Genomic DNA, 18,890 nt, shown 5'->3' with positions numbered 1-18,890 from the left:
AAGCCAAAAACATAAAGAACCCACTATAACATGCACAAACCATACACCCAACCACCTGCGACCATTGATCAAAACAGTATTTTATTCGTACCTAATTCAATTGGTTAATTATCATTCGCCCTATGTTCTGTATTTACCCATATTCTATAAACTCAATTTCCCAGCGTGACCTGATCGCACTTTTACCTTATATTAAAGCCAATAGCATTTTGTTTGGACGGTAGTATCTATGTACTTTTACGCGGCTCGTCAGCCAATTTTTGATGTCCAAAGGGAATTGATTGGCTACGAACTTTTATTTCGTGATGGCCTAAATAATGTATTTCCCGAAATTGACGGTGATGAAGCAACAAGTCGCTTGGTTGAAGGCAGCCAGTTTACCTTTGGTCTTGATGACCTCACAAATCAACGCCCTGCTTACATTAACTTCACTCTAGAGACGCTGGCAAAAGGCTATGTGCAAATGTTGGCGCCTGAACAAGTCGTCGTAGAAATATTAGAAACGGTACAACCGGGGAAACGACTCTTAGCGTGTGTAAAAGAGCTTAAAGAGCAAGGCTATACGCTTGCACTTGACGATTACCATCACCAAAATGTGTGGCGCCATTTTTTTCCCTATATTGACCAGATAAAAGTCGATTTGTTGGCAACTAACCTAGAGCAAATCCATGCCATTAAAGCCGCGATACAGGATTTCCCAAACATTGATTTAGTGGCAGAAAAAGTAGAAACCTACGAACAGTTTGAGCTCGCCAAGTCGCTTGGATTCAAATATTTTCAAGGCTTCTTTTTTGCCAAACCCGAAATGGTCAAAACCAAAGCGTTGGCTCCTTCGGAATTAGCCATGGCTGAATTGCTTTATGAAACTTCAAGCGTTGAGCCCGACCTTGCTAGGATCACACAGGTCTTTGAGCGTGATGTAAACCTAAGCTACAAACTTCTTCGTTATGCAAATAGTGCTGTATTTAAACGCCGAGCAGAAATATCAACGATTAAACAAGCCTTGGTTGTACTCGGTAGTGAAGAGCTTAAGCGTCTGATCTCATTATTATTTGCTTCACAGCTTAATACTGAAAAGCCCAAAGAACTACTTTCACTCTCTTTATTGCGCGCACACTTTATGGAAGCAATAGCAACCAAGGCCAATAAGATCTCTGATACTGGAAGTACATTTTTGGTTGGCATGATGTCACTGATGGACGCCATTCTCGATGACGATATGGCCAGTTTATTGACGAAATTACCCTTATCTCAAGAAATTAAATCAACCCTACTGAAAAAACCGAGTGCTTTTGGTATTTATCTGGACCTTGCTGAATCTATGGAAAAGGGTGACTGGGATAGTGTTGAAACCATATCAAAATCTCTTGGCGTAACCAGCCAGAATATCGCCGAGCTATATCAAAAGTCGCAAGTGTGGAGTGACACTCAAATAAAAGCGATAGAGTAACCCGCCAAAGGATGCGACAATCTGTCGCATCCCGCTAAGCAACTGATAGCGATAAAATAAGTGCACTAAAACAACTTCAAAGTGAACTTATGAAACGCACCCTACTCTCTCTCGCTATTGTTTCCTTATCCCCCATCACCCATGCTGATGAAATTGAAAAAATCGTTGTTATTGCACCGATGCAAACACCAATTACGCTAACAACGGATACCAAAGCAGTACGCCAACCACTACCAGCACAAGATGGCGCGGATTTACTCTCTTCAATTGCGGGGTTCTCACTAATTAAAAAAGGCGGCGCAAGCGCTGACCCTGTGTTTCGTGGCATGGCAGGCTCTAGAATTGCCATTATCGCCAATAATGGTCAAACGCTTGGTGGTTGCGGTAGCCGCATGGACCCGCCTACGGCATATATTACGCCACAATCCTACGACACCTTAAAAGTCATCAAAGGCCCACAAACTGTGTTGTATGGTCCAGGCAACAGTGCTGCGACTGTGGTGTTTGAACGTGAAAATGAACGCCTAGCTAAATCTGAAGTGATTGGCTTTACCAATGCGGTGCTTTCGAGCCAAGGCCGCCACAGTGTTAACAGTGATATCAAGGCTGGTAATGAACGCGGATACGCTCGGATAGCAGCAAATTACAGTGATGCAGATGATTATGAAGATGGTAATGGCACCAAAGTTCACTCAGCGTATGAACGCTGGAATATAGACACAGAGTTTGCCTATACCCCAAGCGATGACGCTTTTTACTCTATCACTTACGGGGTAAGCGATGGTGAAGTTGCCTATGCCGACCGAATGATGGATGGCAGCCTCTTCGATCGAGAAAATATTGGCCTGAATATCAAATTATCTTCCCTTTCATCACTGATTGAAGAGTTATCATTCAACGCATACTATAACTACGTTGACCACATCATGGACAATCATAGCTTACGCCCTTTTGTTGCAAATATGATGATGAAAACCCCAACCTCCTCCAACCCTGACCGTAAAACTTATGGCGCAAAGCTTACGTTGACTTCAGAAATCAATGCCCAACATACTTTTATTTACGGTGTCGATTACCAAGTAAATGAGCACCGCAATCGAGTCAGCCGAGATCAATTCAACAATCCGGTAGAAACGATGCCACGCCAAATAGATGCTGAATTTAGACAACTCGGTATATTTGCCGAGTTCGAATATCAATTGACTCGCTCCAGCCAATGGGTCAGCGGATTGCGCATTGATGATTGGCAAAGTGAAGATCATCGCACCATGATAAGCGCAATGATGTCGATGAAACCAAACCCAACCGCCCTACAAACAAGAGACGATACGTTATTCAGCGGATTTAGCCGCTATCAAGCACAATCTGAAAACAGTAGCTATTTTGTCGGTTTCGGCGTTACAGAGCGTTTTCCCGATTACTGGGAAGTAGTCGGTGGTAGCCGAGGAAGTGAAACGTCTATTTCTGCCTTTAATGTCGATACTGAAAAAACCGTGCAATTAGATGCTGGATTGGTAAAGCAGTTCAAAGACATTAACGTCAATTTCTCGGTGTTCTATAACCAAATTGACGACTATTTATTAATCGACAATCTGTTTGAAAAGATGAATATAACATCAAAAGTGACCAGAAATGTTGACGCAGAAACCTTAGGTTTTGAGGGTGAAGTAATGTGGCAAGCGAGCAAAGCGCTACAACTCACCAGTAGTATCAACTACGTAAAGGGTAATAACCTTACCGACAATCTCGCATTAGCTCAGCAACCACCTCTGCAACTACGTATTGCAAGCAATTACCAACTAAGCGATAAGTGGCAACTAGGCGGATTGGTAAGATTAGTACAACATCAGCACAGAGTGGCGATTGGACAGGGGAATATTGCAGGGCAGGACATCACTGCAACGGCAGGCTTTGGCACGCTTTCACTCAATACCAATTATCAATATAGCGACGCATTACAGCTCAGTGCTGGTGTAGATAATGTACTCGATAAAACCTATGCCGAACATTTAAGTCGCTCCGGCACCGCAGTAAGTGGCTTTGACCAAATTGATCGAGTCAATGAGCCGGGACGGACGCTCTGGGCAAATCTTAACTGGCGCTTTTAACCGTATACTAAGATAACGAAAAGGTCGGCGATTGCCGACCTTATTTTTTACAGGTTCTCTAAAAAGTTCTCGTCAAAATCATCCGGCTCTTCTTCTATTGGCGGATTGCCATCGAATAGCTCGTACAATTGACGTTGATAATAGACATCCTTTAAGAAAGTGTATGGATCAAGCGACTCATTTAGCAGCTTTTCTTGTGACATCAAAGCCGCTCTTGCTTCAACCGCCCGCAGCGCAAACACTAATACTGTTTGTGGCGTAGTGAGTGCAATTTCTGGCAAGACAAAGTTATCGACTACATCACCCGTTAAGTTTCTCGCGGTCGTCGGTCCCATACCTGGGATCATAATATACGCACCATCGCCAACACCCCAAACCCCCAAGGTTTGGCCAAAATCTTCGTCTTTAAGCTCAAGGCCAAGTGTTTTCGCAACATCAAACAAGCCAAAAATACCGACCGTAGAATTAACTAAAAAGCGAGCAACATTGATTGCCATATGATCAGGCTTACCCTGCAATGCCGCGTTTACTGCATCGGTCGGTGCGGCGATGTTGGTGGTGAAATTGACGATACTACTGCGTACAGGAGCGGGAGTCACCGCGACATACCCTTTAGCAACAGGACGCAAAATATAGGCATCCAACACATCCATGTTAAAGTCATAGAGTGGGCGGTTAAGTGATTGAAATGGATCTCGTGGATCCTTTTTCTCTTCGGGTACTTGCGCACAACCAACAATGGTCAACGCAAGTAAGCCTGTGAGCACGGCTTTAAGCATTTATTTCCCTGTATTTGTTAAGACACGACTAATCTCGACATTGAGCTGATTTTCGCCTTGTTGAAGTTCAATTACGCTTGAAACACCCTCAAGTTCTCCATCTGAAGGCATTACTGAACCATCATTAGAAATACGTGCGGTGACCGTAACTTGAGAAAATTTCGACAAGGTTAATTCAGGCATCATTGCCATACTATCATCTAGGTTTACCGTCATTGGCAAGTTAAAGTTTGTAATTTTGGCCACCGCCAATGGCATGGCAGGACCTTCAGCTGCTTTTGCAAACACGAACAAGGTGCTGTCCTTTGGAATGTTATTCTGTAACTCAGCTGAAATGGTTACAGTAGCGACAATACCAGCTTTTACAGCCACTGGTTCGTCTTTTTGTTGACCCAACTTTTGTTCGATTTCAGCAATGCGCCCTGCAATCATCTCATAACGCGGATCATCTTTGGTTAATTGTGACAACAAGACTTCAAAGGCGGCTTTTGACTCTTTCCAATCTTGACGTTCATAGGCAATTAACGCCAGCAAGCTTATCGCATCAATATTCGTTGGATCATTCTTGAGCACTTTTGACAACATTTTTGCCGCGCGATTCATACTTGGCTCTGAGCCCTCTATCAACAATGCTTGGCTATAATTCACGAGGACATTGTTGTTATTAGGTTGCATCACGAGTGCTTTATCAAATGCCTGCATCGCCATCTCAAAGTCATTGAGTGACATTGCAACACGACCAAGTAACATCCATGCAACTGCATCATCGCCAGCTGTTGCTAGTTTAGTTCTTAGCCCCAGCGCAAATGCTTGTAGCTCATTGGCATTGAGCGGCTCTCCAGATTGCATTACTGCACGCTCACCATACTCAGGTAACTTTTCAACGGCTTCATGCCAGCTCGCTATTTGCCTGTGACTACCCGTGTAGTAATAAAAGACACCTGTCACCAGCACCATAAATGCAATACCCGTCAGCGCCAACACACGGTTGTCACCACGACTCGTCAATGATTGTTCAGGCGATAACTCGTTCAATAAGCGACGCTTGAGTTCAACCACAGATTCATTATAACTGTCTTTTTCGATACGCTGATTGGCAAGCTCTTCTTTTAGCTCTTCCAAACGCTGATGGAAAATATCGATACGCTCGGCATTCGCATCATGATCAACTGTGATGCGTCTTTCTTTTTTAATAAACGGAAAAACCACAAAGAGACCGGCAAATACGCCCAGCAGAAGAAACAAAAACCACATTTGGGTTAAATCTGTCGAGAATTCGCTCACTGCTCACGCTCCTGACGTTGATATTGATTAATGAGCTCAGTCAGCTTTTGTTCGTCCGCTGCATTCCAATCTTGCTTTTTCGCAGCGCGTTTTTGACGAAATACAATAAAGCCGAAGCCTAAAATAATGATTGCCACTGGCAGTACCCAAAGTACGATCGTTGCAGGCGTAACAGGTGGTTGATAATGAACGAAATAGCCATAGCGGTCGATCATATAATCAATGACCTCTTGCTTAGACTGACCTTCATTAACCAAAGCGATGACTTTATCACGCAGATCTTTGGCTACGACGGCATCTGAATCTGCAATGTTTTGGTTCTGGCATTTCGGGCAGCGTAGCTCATGAGTCAGCTCTCGGAAAGTTTGCTCACGTTCAGCTGTAGCAAAGTTATATTTGTCTTCCGTTGCTTGTGCCGCTGCAGTAATCATCATTAAAAGCAAAACAATTACATATTTCATTGCGTTAACTCCTGATAGATTGCCGCAAACTTAGTGCGCCACACGCGTTCATTGATGTCGCCAGTATGATGCAACAAAATCTTACCTTGCTTATCTACCAAAAAAGTCTCTGGCGCGCCTGAAACACCTAGATCCAGTGCTAATGTACGCTCCAAATCAAGAATGTTAAATTGGTATGGGTTACCTGCACGGCTCAACATGTTATTGACACCTTGTCTTAGAGCATTGATATCAAACTGGTCGCCAAAATCAGGGTCATAAGCCTGCTCGTAATACAGACCTATTATTTTCACACCACGCTCTCTAAGCTCAGTTAAATAACCCAGCTCAGCGATACACGTTGGGCACCAAGTGCCCCATACGTTCATCAAGTAGACTTCACCCTTAAGCGAGTCGGCGGTCCAGGTTTTATCACTATCCATTAGGTCCGGTAATGAAAACTCAGGCATAGTGTGTCCTAAACGGCCGGTCTGGATCTCTCTAGGATTTCCAAAAAGTCCTTGGTACAAAAACACACACAGGAAAATAAATATCAAAAAAGGCACTAAACCTAATAATTTGCGGTTCATGTTAAGCCTCCACTTGGGATGATTTTTTCACGCGGCTGCGGTAGCGTTTATCCGCAAGCACAATGAAGCCAGCAAAAGAGATAAGTAGTCCACCTAGCCACATCCAGCGCACGTATGGTTTATGATAGATCCTAAGCGACCACGCGCCTGCAGAAAGCGGCTCGCCGAGTGCTAGATATAAATCACGGAAGAAACCATCATCAATAGCGGCTTCGGTCATAAACTGCATCCCTACATCATAGCGGCGTTTTTCTGCATGCAGCTCGGTGACTTTTTTACCATTTTTGAATACCGTCACTACGCCTGCATGGCCACCGTAGTTCGGGCCTCGAATTTCTTTTACCCCATCAAAGCGATATTCGTACTCGTTTAGCATCGCCGTTTCACCCGGTTTCATGCTCACGGAGCGCTCAACTGAGTATGCTGAAGTTAACGTCACCGACGCGATAACAAAGGCAATACCAACGTGCCCGAGTACCATTGCCCAATAGCTTAATCCTAACTTTTTAAAGCCGATTGCAACACTGGGGTGAACAGTCACTTTATTAAATAAGTCAGCAGCAGTAGCCACACTTATCCACACAGCTAAAGCGGTCGCAACAAACGTAAGTGGCGCCACCACTTCGTAGCTCGAGTACAACCACGTCGCCGTGAGCACTATACTCACCGCAATCAATACAGCCCATTTTTTCACTAGTGGCGGCATTTTATTTTGTTTCCAGCGCAGCATAGGTGCTAAACCCAGCAAAATCGCGAACGGCACGATTAATATCGCAAACATTTGGTTAAAGAAAGGTACGCCAATAGAAATAGAGCCTAAGCCCAACTCTTTATGGATCATAGGCAATAGCGTGCCCAATAATACAATCAAGGTCGCAACCACTAAGAAGATATTGTTGATCCACAGCGCTACTTCACGCGAAATGAATTGATAACGCCCTTCGCTATATACTTGAGCTACGCGCAGTGCGTAAAGCGCTAAGCTACCACCCACAACCACAGCCAAGAATGACAGGATATATAAACCACGGTCTGGATCGGTTGCAAACGCATGCACCGAAACGATGATCCCAGAACGAACGATAAAGGTACCAAGTAAACATAAACTAAACGCGGTGATAGCAAGTAGTACGGTCCAAGACTTAAACACACCACGCTTTTCTGTTACTGCGAGTGAATGCAATAAAGCGGTTGCAACAAGCCAAGGCATCAGTGAAGCGTTTTCCACCGGATCCCAGAACCACCAACCGCCCCAGCCTAGCTCTGAGTACGCCCACCAACTACCAATAGTAATGCCTAGAGTAAGAAAGCCCCATGCGGCCATTGTCCAAGGACGTGACCATTTAGCCCAAGTGTTATCAAGTTTACCGGTTAAAAGCGCAGCAATTGCAAAAGAGAAAGACACAGATAAGCCAACATAACCCATATAAAGGAGTGGCGGGTGAATGATCATTCCAGGGTCTTGCAATAATGGATTTAAATCACGCCCTTCAACAGGGAAGTAAGGAAGCAAACGCTCAAACGGGCTCGACATCCACAGGGTATAGAGCATAAAGCCCACACCTAAAAAGCCAAGTACGCCTAACACACGCGCTCGCAATACCCACGGTAGCGACTTTGACATCACTGCAACCAGCATGGTCCACATGGATTGCATCACTAACCACAGTAAAATTGCGCCTTCATGTCCACCCCACGTTGAGGTGATTTTATAATACCAAGGCAAAGTACTGCTCGAATGATGTGCCACATACGCAACCGTAAAGTCATCCATTAATGTGATGTAGATCAGTACCACAAATGAGAACACCACAAGAATACACTGACCAACAGCCAGTGAAGGAGCGGCTTTCATCAGCCTCAAATTACCCGTATAAGCACCCCACAATGGGAAAATACACAGTAATAAGCTCAATGCCATCGCCAGAACTAAAGCGAAGTAACCTATTTCTGGGACCATCTTAGTTCTCGCTGTTTAAATTATATTTTGGCTTTTCGTGCTTAATGCCTTTCACGGCTTCCGCCACTTCTGATGGCATGTACTCTTCATCGTGCTTGGCCAGCACTTCAAACGCTTCAACTACATTAGACTCAACTAACGTCCCTTGCGCTACGATACCTTGACCTTCACGGAATAGATCAGGAAGAATGCCTTTATAACGAATAGTAACCATAGGGCCGGTGTCGATAAGTTTAAATGACACATCTAAAGACGTTTCATCACGCACCACTGACCCTGGTACAACCATACCGCCAATGCGCAGTTTCTGGCCAATTTGCGGTATTTCTTTTAACTCACCTTTACCTTCAACAAGCTCGCTCGGCGTGTAAAACAAATTAATATTTTCTTGTAGAGCGTACAGCGTAAGGCCAACCGCTGCACCAATACCAAAGATAACGGCAACAACGGTGAATAATCTCTTTTTGCGTCTAGGATTCATGCTTGCGACTCCTCTTTTGCTTTTCTAATGCGTGCTTCTCTTGCCATTTGCGCTTTCACTGCTTGCTTTAGCTTCTTACCATCCAAGATAGAGCTGACTAAGATACCAGCAAGTATTAATGCACATGAGCCAAATGAGAGCCAAACATAAAAGCCATAGCCACCCATGGCTAAAAATTCACTGAAGGATTCAAACTGCATGATTAACCCCTATTCACTAATTCGCGGACCCAAGGACGGTGTTGCTCGCTTCGTAAAATTTCATTTTTCAAACGAATTAGGGTAACCACGCCAAGCACACCCGCAAACGCCACTATGTTGATCAACAAAGGCCACAACATGGAAGGATCTATCGCTGACGTATCAAATTTGGTGATAGTTGACCCCTGATGCAACGTATTCCACCACTCTACCGAGAAATGAATAATAGGCAGATTAACGACCCCGACAATGGCAAGAATACAGGCAGCTCTACCACCTGATTTTTTATCTTCAAAGGCGTGATATAGAGACAAAACACCAAAATACAAAAACAATAGGATAAGCTCTGACGTCAATCTTGCATCCCAGACCCACCAAGCACCCCACATAGGTTTACCCCAAGCAGCACCAGTGATTAACGCAATCGCGGTCATTGCCGCACCAATAGGAGCAATGGCTATAACCGCCAATTCAGCATTACGAATTTGCCATACCAAGGCAACAATAGCCGCAATAGCCATAGACGAGTATGCGCCCATTGACCAGATAGCCGACGGCACATGAATAAAGATAATACGATAGCTGTCTTTTTGTTGGTAGTCGGCTGGCGCATAGGCTAACCCCCAAACCCATCCAACAATTAAGCCCACTACCGCAATCACGGCAAAGTAAGGAAGCAAGGTGTTACACAGTTGGTAAGCACGCTCCGCTTTGGCATAAGGATGTAACCACTTCCACATTTTAACTTACACTCACTCTTAAAGCTGACGATATGGCAATTGGTGCGGCAACAATTGCGACGGCAAGCATCGCACCAAGGATTGCAAGCTGACCACCATACGCTAAAGACATGCTACTGGTATCTATGGCAGACGTTGCAAAAATCAATACGGGGATATAAAGCGGTAGGACGAGTAAACTCATTAAAATGCCACCCTTTTGCAATGCAACGGTGAGTCCTGCGCCAATGGCCCCAATAAAACTTAATAACGGTGTACCTATCAGTAAGGTCAATACAGTCGCATTGAGAGACTGCGACTCGAGATTCATTAACAGCGCGAACAAGGGCGCAAGCACCACCATTGGCAAACCACTGACTGTCCAATGCGCTGCTACTTTTGCTAATACTGATAGCGATAAAGGATAAGGTGAAGCAATCAATTGCTCTAATGAGCCGTCGTTGTAATCGTCCCTAAATAATTTATCTAGACCTAACATAGTCGATAAAAGCGCCGCTACCCAAATAATACCCGGTGCCATTCTGGTAAGCAGCGCAGGTTCGGGCCCAATTGCTAACGGAAATAGGGTGATCACGATTAAGAAAAACAACAGCGGGTTGACTATCTCAGCGCGTTGTCTAAAGGCCAAGGTCACATCTTTGGCGTAAACCGATTTAAAAGCTAACCAGTAAGAATGTTGAGTCTGCATTACAAACGGTACTCCAACGCCAAGGTTTGTAACTGTGCAAAATGTGCGGTGAGATCTTGGTGGGTCGTCAATAAAATGGCGCCCCCCTTGTCAAGATGAGACTGAAATTGGGTTTGCAACATGGCGACCCCTTTTTTATCCAGTGCAGTAAATGGTTCATCTAGCACCCAAAGCTTGGCCTGATTCAGCCACAAACGTACTAACGCAACACGGCGCTGTTGGCCTGCCGACAATGTCCGCACAGGTACATCTTCAAGCCCTATTAAACCGAGCTTGGCAAGCAGTGTATAGACTTCTTCTTCATCGGCCTGAGCGCCATGAACCATAAGCCAATGTTGGACATTTTCGTAGGCGCTAAGTTGTTGATTGACACCTGTCTTATGACCAATAAATAATAAATCGGCAGCGAATGAATCATAATCATCGCTGATATCAGTGCTGTTGTAGCGGATCTGCCCTTCGTCCGCTCTGGCGAACCCAGCAATGATCCTCAACAAAGAGGTTTTTCCGGCACCATTTGGGCCTTCAATTTGCATGATCTGCCCCGCATGGAGAGTGAAACTTAATGAGTCAAACAAGCATCTATCTTGTTTGGTACAAGTGACGGCGTCTATCTCTAGCAAACTTGGGCTTCTCTTTACCTAAAATTGGGCGTTAGTCTAACATAATGGTATGGTAATACGAATAATCCGATGCGACCGATTAGCGAAAATTTGATTTAAAATAATGAATAAGCTGCCAATTACAACAAATACGACGACAGCATCTGTGATAAGCACAGATAATAGCGAAGTATCGAGATTAGACTTAGCCAAAAACCAACCGTTTGCAGCGAAGAATATCCAAATTAGTAACGATAAACTAAAAATGGATGTGGCAATTGATGGCCGCTGGCAAACTATCCAACTAGCGCTTAAGCCTCCAACCCAGCCCAATCAGCTTCCAGAAGCACAGGTTAGTATCGATGAAACTGGCAAGGTGATCACCTTTCAAACGCCCAAATTACAAGCGCAAGTAACGCTAACAAAACAGCTTTTTGATATTTTAACGACGCTAAAGACACATACGCCAAGCCCTGTAGTACAGTCTTCAGCTACCACGTTGCCAGACGCCACACTACACATCAAGGCGCTTGATTTAAAAGTACCGCTTCCGCAAGCCGTGGCACAATTGCTCGCAAGTGAAAACAAACTCATTGCCCATCTTAGTGCCCAACAAAGTAATGTTTCCTTGCAAGTCGTCAATCAATTTAAAGACTTGCTGTTTAGTACAGCTTTACCTAAGTCAATGATTGCAAAACTTATCTCAAGTCAACTTAGCAATGTTGAGGTAAAGCCGCAGCCAAGCGGAATAACACTTAACATTCATGACCGTTCAGTCACCTTATCGCCAATAAGCAGTAACTGGCCAGCAGCAACCACATGGCAAAAGGGCGAAGTAAAAACGGCTTTCAATGGAATTGATATCACAAAATCGACACAACAAGTAAAAGTAGAAACCATAAAGCCGCTTAGCGCTTTGCTGCAACAGGTAAGCGTAGTCAATAAGGATGCACCTTCACCGCTTGAGTCACGCTTAGCGTCAGTACATACGCTGGCGTATGACAAACCGTTACTTGAAGTCAATCTGCAACAAATTAAGTCAACGGTAGTAAAAGCGTTGCAAGTACTGATCGGAAGACCTTTTGGTAAACCACTCACAAATCAGGTAGATCAGCCCGCGAACTCCCCAGTCAAGAAAGGTAAAAATGATGTTTTGAGTCGCTCGGTCTCAACTCTGCTTGCGCCAAACGAGAAAGTAAGTGCTCACAATGAAAATAAATCAAGCACGCCACTGCAACAACTCTCAAACCAAATAAAGCTTAATCTTACAGAGCTGATGGCAAAGCAACCATTACCATTGCAAAAAAGTCACACACCTTTGCAAAACGAAAAGTTAGCCAGCTCCATTTCTCGTTACTTACAACACCAGCTAGCAGAGACACCAAAATATCAAGCGCCACCGGTTGATTTTGAGGTGAAACAAAAAGCCCTGTCCTTATTATTGGACACCCTCACAGGTAAACTGTCGCTTAGCAACAAGCAAGTTGAACAGCTGACACAAGTCTTAGAGCGGCCGCTCTATCGTAAAGCGAGTTCTGTGCCTGTAGATCCTGCTAAAACGCTCCAGTTGCAATTTACACATTCACAAAGCACAAAAGTAACCGCTTCGCCTCCTCAAGTACCTCAGCCTACCAGCAATCAAATTAAAGGGGTAATTGAAGCCCTGCTTACTCTGCCCATGGCTAAGCCCGAACAAAAAGAAAACACACCAAACATGTTACGCCAAGCTTCTGCAACCATCGAAAAGCTCGCAAAAGCAGATACATTCAAACAAACGCCTGAATTACAGAAATTAGTCAACCAAGCATTTTCGCGCTTGCTTGATGACCGCTCAGTCAACGCGCTCACCGTTAAAAACCAGTTAGAAAGCCAACTGGGCGTGGCAACCTTTGCTAACACGCCAACAAGTTTAGCTCAATCGAGCTTTACACAAATGTTGGACCGTTTAATTGTGTCGCTATTAGGTAGTCAGGTGGCAAACCAAGCTCAGAGCAATGAACAAGCAACACAAAAAATACAAGCTTTGCTGGATGCGCTGCTACCACAGCTGAAGCTGCTCTCCCCCAAGCAAGCAGCAGACTCGCTTCAACAACCACAAGCAAAAGAGCTGTTGAACGAATTGGGGCAATTGCATAATCAATTACAACCGCAACAATCACACACTACAGCGACCAACTCTGCAAAACAAGACAGCGAAGCACAGTTGATTGTTAACCTGCTCTTCCCCACTAAAGTAGGACAAGAGCAACAGCAAACACAATTACAAATAGGTGAATATAAAAAGTCGCCCAAACCTGGTATGCCAGAGAAATCCGTGTGGTTTATTCGTCTTTGTTTTGATTTTGCTGAAAAAGGTCAGATCCATGCTCAAGCCGAGCTGATGGATAAAGCTCTAGAATGTGCATTAGTAGCCACCTCTAATCAGGTCAAACAGCTCGCAGAGCCACATTTGGCAATGCTCAGACATAAGTTAGCATCTCATGGGCTACAAGTCGCTGAGATAGGCCTTAGGGAAGAAGCCAGCTTTCAAGATAAGTTCTTTAATGAACACGCAATTATCAACATTAAGGTGTAAAAGAGATGACACAAAAATCTGCAATCGGGTTGTTATATGAAGCCGGAAGCGCACCTCAGGTCACCTTTAAAGGATATGGCGAGCTGGCAGAGGAAATTATTGCGCTGGCAAAAGAGAAAAACATCATGATCCATGAAGATGAATCATTAGTACAAACGCTCAGTGCGCTTGAGTTACATCAAGAGATCCCAAAGGAGCTCTACTATGTGATTGCCGAACTCATCGCTTTTTCTTACATTATGCGTGGTAAGTTTCCACCTGGCTGGGAAGGTTTTCGTGGCAAGCTAGATATTAAGGCATAGCCAAAATTTCCTACTTTCTAGGGCCTGTTGACCTTTGCTGTTTGATTTTTGTTCCCCTGAGTGGGTTTTGATCGCGACGCTCGACTTGCCGCCTAGTAATCTAGGCAAAAGTTGAGCAACAAAGAACAAAGCGCACTCAGGGGAACCCAAAGGGCAGCGCTTGATTGGAATTTCTTCTGTGTTATCGCCTAACTTACATAGAATAACTATGCTACGCAGGCTCTGCCTTGTATAAATACCAATCAAACTGCTGCAAAAACAAACTTGAAAGGTCAACAGGCCCTAGACAATCATTTTGATTTGTTATGTAAAGACATCAGCAGCTCTGCCTCAGCTCTTGGCAACTCACACTCGCGCATCACCTCTTCAATATCAGCGCCAAGTTCCACCATTTTCACGGCGCGAGAATACATTTTTGCGTCGGGGTCATCATATTTCTGTGCCGCTTGCTGATTCGCAACATCATTTAATTCTTGCTCGGTTGCGACCACTCGCTTGCCAATACTCATGATACTGGCACGTAACTCTGCAACTTCGCTGCGTAATATTGCTATTTGTTGCTCAGACCCTTGTAGTGAGCTCGAAAGTTGCGCTGTTTGGCCCTGCGCATTCTGTAATTTTTTACTCAGCACAAAAACAAACCTCAAGCATGCTAACGCAAGTATGCTTGAGGTTATTGATATGACGAGTAAAACGGTTTGTGCGTTTACTACTTCAGACATCTAGATATGACTCAGCTCATCCCATTCATCATCGCTTAATAGCTTATTAAGATCGACTAAGATCAATAGCTCGCCTTCTCGATTTGATACGCCTTGGATAAACTTAGCGCTTTCTTCGGTGCCAATGTTTGGCGCGCTGTCAATTTCCGAGCTACGTAAGTAAACCACCTCAGCAACGCTATCGACTAAGATACCAATAACTTGCTTCTCGGCTTCGATAATCACAATTCTTGAATTATCCGTTACTTCTGCACTTTGCAGGCCAAACCTAGCTCGCGTGTCTATAACCGTTACAACGTTACCACGCAGATTAATGATCCCGAGTACGTAGCTTGGCGCACCTGGGACTGGTGCAATTTCGGTATAACGCAATACTTCTTGCACTTGCATTACATTGATACCGTAAGTTTCCTCTTCAAGCTTGTAAGTAACCCATTGCAATACTTCATCATTACTATCAGCATTTTTGTCTGCAGAAAGTAGTCTATCTTGGCTCATGGTTTCACTCCATCAATATACTAGTTACTGCTCTCGACTATCGAGGCCTTGTTCTAGCAAACGGTTTAAATTCTCTACATCAATCAGCGCGCACATTTTCTCTTTAATCACCCCAGCCAACCAAGGCCGTTTACCATCCGCTGTGCGCCACTTTATGTCTTCAGGCTTGAGTGTTAAGTTGTTGACTAGCTTCTCTGCTAACAGTCCCCAGTTACTATCCCCAAGCGTAATCAAATACTGGTAATCCAGAGCATCTTCTAATTCTGGTGTTAACTTCTCAGGCATTACCCATCGCGCAGTATCAACAACATTAAGCTTTTCTTCACGATTTAGCATCACGCCTTTAAACCATTTAGGTTTACCAAAGAGTTGATTGACTTCACCCAGTTGGTGTATTCCCCCAAGTGATTTAAGCGGAACCGCCAGTGTTAAGCCTGCAACTTCAAAAAACAATGCCTGAAATTCACCTTCTTGATAGGCTTCCCTTGCAGAGACGGATTCTATCGTTGTCTGTTCTTTGATAATAGATGTATTTTCAGTGACTTCAAGATCTTGAGCTAATTTACTCGGTTGTTCTTCAATAACTTCACTCACCGACTCCTGAGGCTCTGTTGCAACGACAACTGGAGAGTCTGTGTCTTCAAGTTCGGATTCCGGCTCTTTTACTTGTTCAAGTAGCTTTGCAACTGGTGATAATTCGCATTGCTCAATCTCAGGCTCCTCTTGTAATAGGGCGCCAAGATACTGCTTCATCACCTTTTCATTTGCAAATAAATGCTTACTCATTATGCTCTCTAGCTTAACTGCTTCAAATAGTCCAATAGCGCACGATAAGCGAACACGCCTCGTGATTTAGGACAAAATTGTACTGGGACTTGCTGTGCAAGACTCGCATCCCTAAATTTGGTATCTACGGGAACCACACCTGGCCAAACGGCCTCTTTGTATGTTGCTAGCAACGTTTTATACGCCTCCAACGACGCTTTGGTCCGTTTATCATACATAGTTGGAATGATAGTATATTGATACTGTTTCTGCTGTGAAGACTGCATCAGCTCCATCGTGCGCATCATTCTATCTAGTCCCTTCAACGCCAAAAATTCAGTTTGGACAGGTACTAAAATTCGCTCACTCGCTGCTAATGCGTTAACCATCAGTACCCCAAGCACTGGTGGGCAATCTAAAATAGCATAGTCATATTGATCCGCTATTTTTTCGAGCGATTTCTTTAAGATAAGCCCCATGCCCGTTTTATTACCCATACTACGATCAAGCGTAGCAATAGCCATAGTGGCAGGCAAAATATCAAGATTCTCTATGGTTGAGGGGCAAAGCGACTGTAAAATTTCTTCACTCGTCATACTGCTGCCGCGTGCAAAAATATCATACACACTGACTTCTAACTCTTCAGAATCAATACCAAAGTAATATGTCAGTGAAGCATGTGGATCAGTATCAATAAGCAAAACTCGGTGACCCTGCTCAGCAAGAATGCCTCCTAAGCTCACCGTCGTCGTGGTTTTACCCACGCCACCTTTTTGATTTGCTACTGTCCAAATTTTCACTCTATATTCCTTCGCTTATCACTATTGATTTCGTTCAATAGATACTATACCAACTCAATGTTATTCATTCTTTTTAGACGTTTGATATTTACAAGCTTCAAGCAAAGCAACCAAGTAATGACTTGGTCTATTGGTTACCCGCTTCTTTATTAATTCTCGCAGCAAAGTCTTGTAGGGCGATACTATCCGACGAAAGTCCAGCGCCAGCGACAGCTTGAGGCATACCATACACAACACAAGTCGCTTCATCTTGCGCCCAAATAGTGGCCCCCACCTGTTTTAGCATACGAGCACCATCTCGGCCATCTGCGCCCATTCCCGTTAGGACAATCGCTAACGTGTCGCCACCATAAGCTTTTGCAACACTTGCAAATGTCACATCAACGCTGGGTTTATAGGTGATCCTTGGACTATCATCTTCAAACACTTTTAGTGTCTTACTGCCACCGCGATTTTCAACCAGCATTTGCTTACCACCAGGGGCTAAATAGGCCACACCAGGCATTAATCTATCACCTTGCTCAGCTTCTTTAACTTTAATCTGGCATAAACTATTCAATCTTGCTGCAAACGCAGGTGTAAATGCGGCCGGCATATGCTGGATAAGTAAAATTGGATGAGGAAAGTTTGCTGGCAGCTGGGTCAATATTGTTTGCAGTGCAACGGGTCCGCCTGTTGATGTGCCAATTGCAACCAGTCCATATTTTTTACCCGATGCTCTTGCTCCTGCAGCACTAGACGTACCACCAGATACCGGTCTTTGAAAACTTCTATCCGGTTGAGGGATCGTTGTTCTTCCTGTGTCAGAACGAGTTGCTCTAGGTTCGACGCGCTTTGGCGGAGTCGCAATGCTAGGGCGAGTAAAACGGCTAACGCGACGGCGGCCAATTTCCTTTACCTTATTTTGTAATGATTTAATTGCTTCTTCGCTATTACGAGCGATGTCTTCAAACTTTTTCGGTAAAAAATCTACAGCGCCCGCATCCAGTGCATCTAACGTAGCACTAGCGCCTTCACGAGTTAACGAAGAAAACATTAAGATTGGGGTCGGAGTGGCCTGCATGATCTGCTTCACCGCACTGATCCCATCAAGCACGGGCATTTCCACGTCCATCGTAATTACGTCTGGACGTAATGAAGCGGCCTTTTCAACCGCCTCCTTTCCATTAACTGCGAAATCTATAACTTTGATTTCACTGTCTTTTTCTAAAATTTCACTGACTCGACGACGAAAAAAACTAGAATCGTCTACGACTAACACTTTAACTGCCATTGGCAACGCTCTTTAATTTGCTCTACAGCAGAGCAGCAAATGCTGCTCTAGAATTCGAACTACGCCTAATAAAATTAGGCGTAGTGTTTTAATAAGTTGGGGACATCAAGGATAAGCGCAATACCACCATCAGATGTGATGGTAGCACCGGCCATACCTGGCGTACCTTGTAACAACGCATCTAGTGGCTTGATTACGACTTCCTCCTGACCTATCAGAGAATCAACCACAAAACCGACTTGTTTAGTGCCAATTTGCGCAATGACAACATGGCCTTCAGCCTTTCTCATGCTCCTGTTCGCACCTTTTACCAACCAATGTTCAAGATAAAATAACGGAATTGCTTTTTCTCTCACTATGATAGTCAACTGACCATCAACCACATTCGTTTTAGTCAAATCTAAATGGAAGATCTCGTTCACGCCAGCAAGTGGTAACGCAAACGTTTGCTCTCCGACTACCACCATCAAGGTAGGCAAAATAGCCAGTGTAAGCGGTACCTTAATCTCTAATACGGTACCAACCCCCAACTCTGATTGGATATTTACCGAGCCATTCAATTGAGTGATCTTCGTTTTAACAACGTCCATCCCAACACCACGACCAGAAATGTCTGAGATTTGTTCTTTTGTT

Annotated in this window: 20 protein-coding genes; 4 read left to right on the top strand and 16 right to left on the bottom strand. The window is 44.3% G+C overall.

Annotated features, from left to right (window positions below):
• Positions 1-229 precede the first annotated feature (229 nt).
• Both NH462_RS19505 and NH462_RS19500 read left to right on the top strand, forming a co-directional pair.
• On the top strand, positions 230-1,450 hold the full coding sequence (locus tag NH462_RS19505; RefSeq protein WP_017218024.1) for an HDOD domain-containing protein: 1,221 nt from the start codon (positions 230-232) through the stop codon (positions 1,448-1,450).
• A gap of 89 nt (positions 1,451-1,539) precedes the next feature.
• Positions 1,540-3,558 carry a TonB-dependent copper receptor gene (locus NH462_RS19500; RefSeq protein ID WP_253107369.1) on the top strand — a complete coding sequence of 673 codons (2,019 nt, stop codon included), beginning with the start codon at positions 1,540-1,542 and terminating at the stop codon, positions 3,556-3,558.
• Between the two features lie 47 nt (positions 3,559-3,605).
• Here the strand turns inward: NH462_RS19500 and NH462_RS19495 are convergent, their stop codons facing one another.
• The 10 genes from NH462_RS19495 to ccmA are packed head-to-tail and all read right to left on the bottom strand — an operon-like array spanning position 3,606 to position 11,343.
• Positions 3,606-4,337, bottom strand: a complete 732-nt coding sequence (locus tag NH462_RS19495) for a VacJ family lipoprotein (RefSeq protein WP_253107367.1) — start codon at positions 4,335-4,337, stop codon at positions 3,606-3,608.
• The gene (gene ccmI, locus NH462_RS19490) at positions 4,338-5,621 is read right to left on the bottom strand and encodes a c-type cytochrome biogenesis protein CcmI (RefSeq protein ID WP_253107365.1); all 1,284 of its coding nucleotides are present in this window, start codon (positions 5,619-5,621) and stop codon (positions 4,338-4,340) included.
• Positions 5,618-6,082 (bottom strand): cytochrome c-type biogenesis protein, encoded by a 465-nt coding sequence (locus NH462_RS19485; protein WP_039492487.1) that lies wholly within the window; start codon positions 6,080-6,082, stop codon positions 5,618-5,620. Before NH462_RS19485 ends, ccmI begins: the two co-directional genes overlap by 4 nt.
• Positions 6,079-6,651: a redoxin family protein gene (locus NH462_RS19480; RefSeq protein WP_253107363.1), complete on the bottom strand. Its 573-nt coding sequence runs from the start codon at positions 6,649-6,651 to the stop codon at positions 6,079-6,081. Before NH462_RS19480 ends, NH462_RS19485 begins: the two co-directional genes overlap by 4 nt.
• Position 6,652: 1 nt before the next feature.
• Entirely contained in the window at positions 6,653-8,611 is a 1,959-nt protein-coding gene (locus tag NH462_RS19475) for a heme lyase CcmF/NrfE family subunit (protein ID WP_253107361.1), read from the bottom strand.
• A 1-nt stretch (position 8,612) separates the two neighbouring features.
• Complete coding sequence (ccmE, locus tag NH462_RS19470; protein WP_010369083.1) at positions 8,613-9,092, bottom strand: cytochrome c maturation protein CcmE; 480 nt, start codon at positions 9,090-9,092, stop codon at positions 8,613-8,615.
• Positions 9,089-9,292, bottom strand: a complete 204-nt coding sequence (ccmD, locus tag NH462_RS19465; RefSeq protein ID WP_253107359.1) for a heme exporter protein CcmD — start codon at positions 9,290-9,292, stop codon at positions 9,089-9,091. Before ccmD ends, ccmE begins: the two co-directional genes overlap by 4 nt.
• 2 nt (positions 9,293-9,294) lie before the next feature.
• Positions 9,295-10,032 (bottom strand): heme ABC transporter permease, encoded by a 738-nt coding sequence (locus NH462_RS19460; protein WP_010369087.1) that lies wholly within the window; start codon positions 10,030-10,032, stop codon positions 9,295-9,297.
• 1 nt (position 10,033) lies between these two features.
• Positions 10,034-10,720, bottom strand: a complete 687-nt coding sequence (gene ccmB / locus NH462_RS19455; RefSeq protein ID WP_010606377.1) for a heme exporter protein CcmB — start codon at positions 10,718-10,720, stop codon at positions 10,034-10,036.
• Positions 10,720-11,343, bottom strand: a complete 624-nt coding sequence (gene ccmA, locus NH462_RS19450) for a cytochrome c biogenesis heme-transporting ATPase CcmA (protein WP_083838450.1) — start codon at positions 11,341-11,343, stop codon at positions 10,720-10,722. Before ccmA ends, ccmB begins: the two co-directional genes overlap by 1 nt.
• Before the next feature lie 103 nt (positions 11,344-11,446).
• On the opposite strand from ccmA, the gene NH462_RS19445 reads away from it, so the two are divergent.
• Together NH462_RS19445 and NH462_RS19440 are read left to right on the top strand one after the other, a co-directional pair.
• The gene (locus NH462_RS19445; RefSeq protein ID WP_253107357.1) at positions 11,447-13,897 is read left to right on the top strand and encodes a flagellar hook-length control protein FliK; all 2,451 of its coding nucleotides are present in this window, start codon (positions 11,447-11,449) and stop codon (positions 13,895-13,897) included.
• A 5-nt stretch (positions 13,898-13,902) separates the two neighbouring features.
• Entirely contained in the window at positions 13,903-14,199 is a 297-nt protein-coding gene (locus tag NH462_RS19440) for an EscU/YscU/HrcU family type III secretion system export apparatus switch protein (protein ID WP_088531003.1), read from the top strand.
• Between the two features lie 290 nt (positions 14,200-14,489).
• Here NH462_RS19440 and NH462_RS19435 read toward each other — a convergent pair whose 3' ends face one another.
• The 6 genes from NH462_RS19435 to NH462_RS19410 form a co-directional block, all read right to left on the bottom strand.
• Positions 14,490-14,921 (bottom strand): DUF2802 domain-containing protein, encoded by a 432-nt coding sequence (locus NH462_RS19435; RefSeq protein ID WP_253107355.1) that lies wholly within the window; start codon positions 14,919-14,921, stop codon positions 14,490-14,492.
• Entirely contained in the window at positions 14,922-15,419 is a 498-nt protein-coding gene (locus NH462_RS19430; protein WP_010369098.1) for a chemotaxis protein CheW, read from the bottom strand.
• Positions 15,420-15,443: 24 nt separating this feature from the next.
• Positions 15,444-16,205 (bottom strand): chemotaxis protein CheW, encoded by a 762-nt coding sequence (locus tag NH462_RS19425; protein WP_253107353.1) that lies wholly within the window; start codon positions 16,203-16,205, stop codon positions 15,444-15,446.
• Between the two features lie 8 nt (positions 16,206-16,213).
• A complete protein-coding gene (locus NH462_RS19420; RefSeq protein WP_010369100.1) occupies positions 16,214-16,984 on the bottom strand; it encodes a ParA family protein in 771 nt (256 codons plus the stop codon).
• Positions 16,985-17,111: 127 nt separating this feature from the next.
• Complete coding sequence (locus tag NH462_RS19415; protein WP_253107351.1) at positions 17,112-18,257, bottom strand: chemotaxis response regulator protein-glutamate methylesterase; 1,146 nt, start codon at positions 18,255-18,257, stop codon at positions 17,112-17,114.
• Between the two features lie 74 nt (positions 18,258-18,331).
• A partial coding sequence (locus NH462_RS19410) for a chemotaxis protein CheW (RefSeq protein WP_253107349.1) occupies positions 18,332-18,890 on the bottom strand: 559 nt, incomplete at its 5' end.

The organism is Pseudoalteromonas sp. OANN1 (genome assembly GCF_024124685.1).
Lineage (GTDB): Bacteria > Pseudomonadota > Gammaproteobacteria > Enterobacterales > Alteromonadaceae > Pseudoalteromonas > Pseudoalteromonas piscicida.
This window is presented reverse-complemented; position numbering and strand designations above follow the sequence as displayed.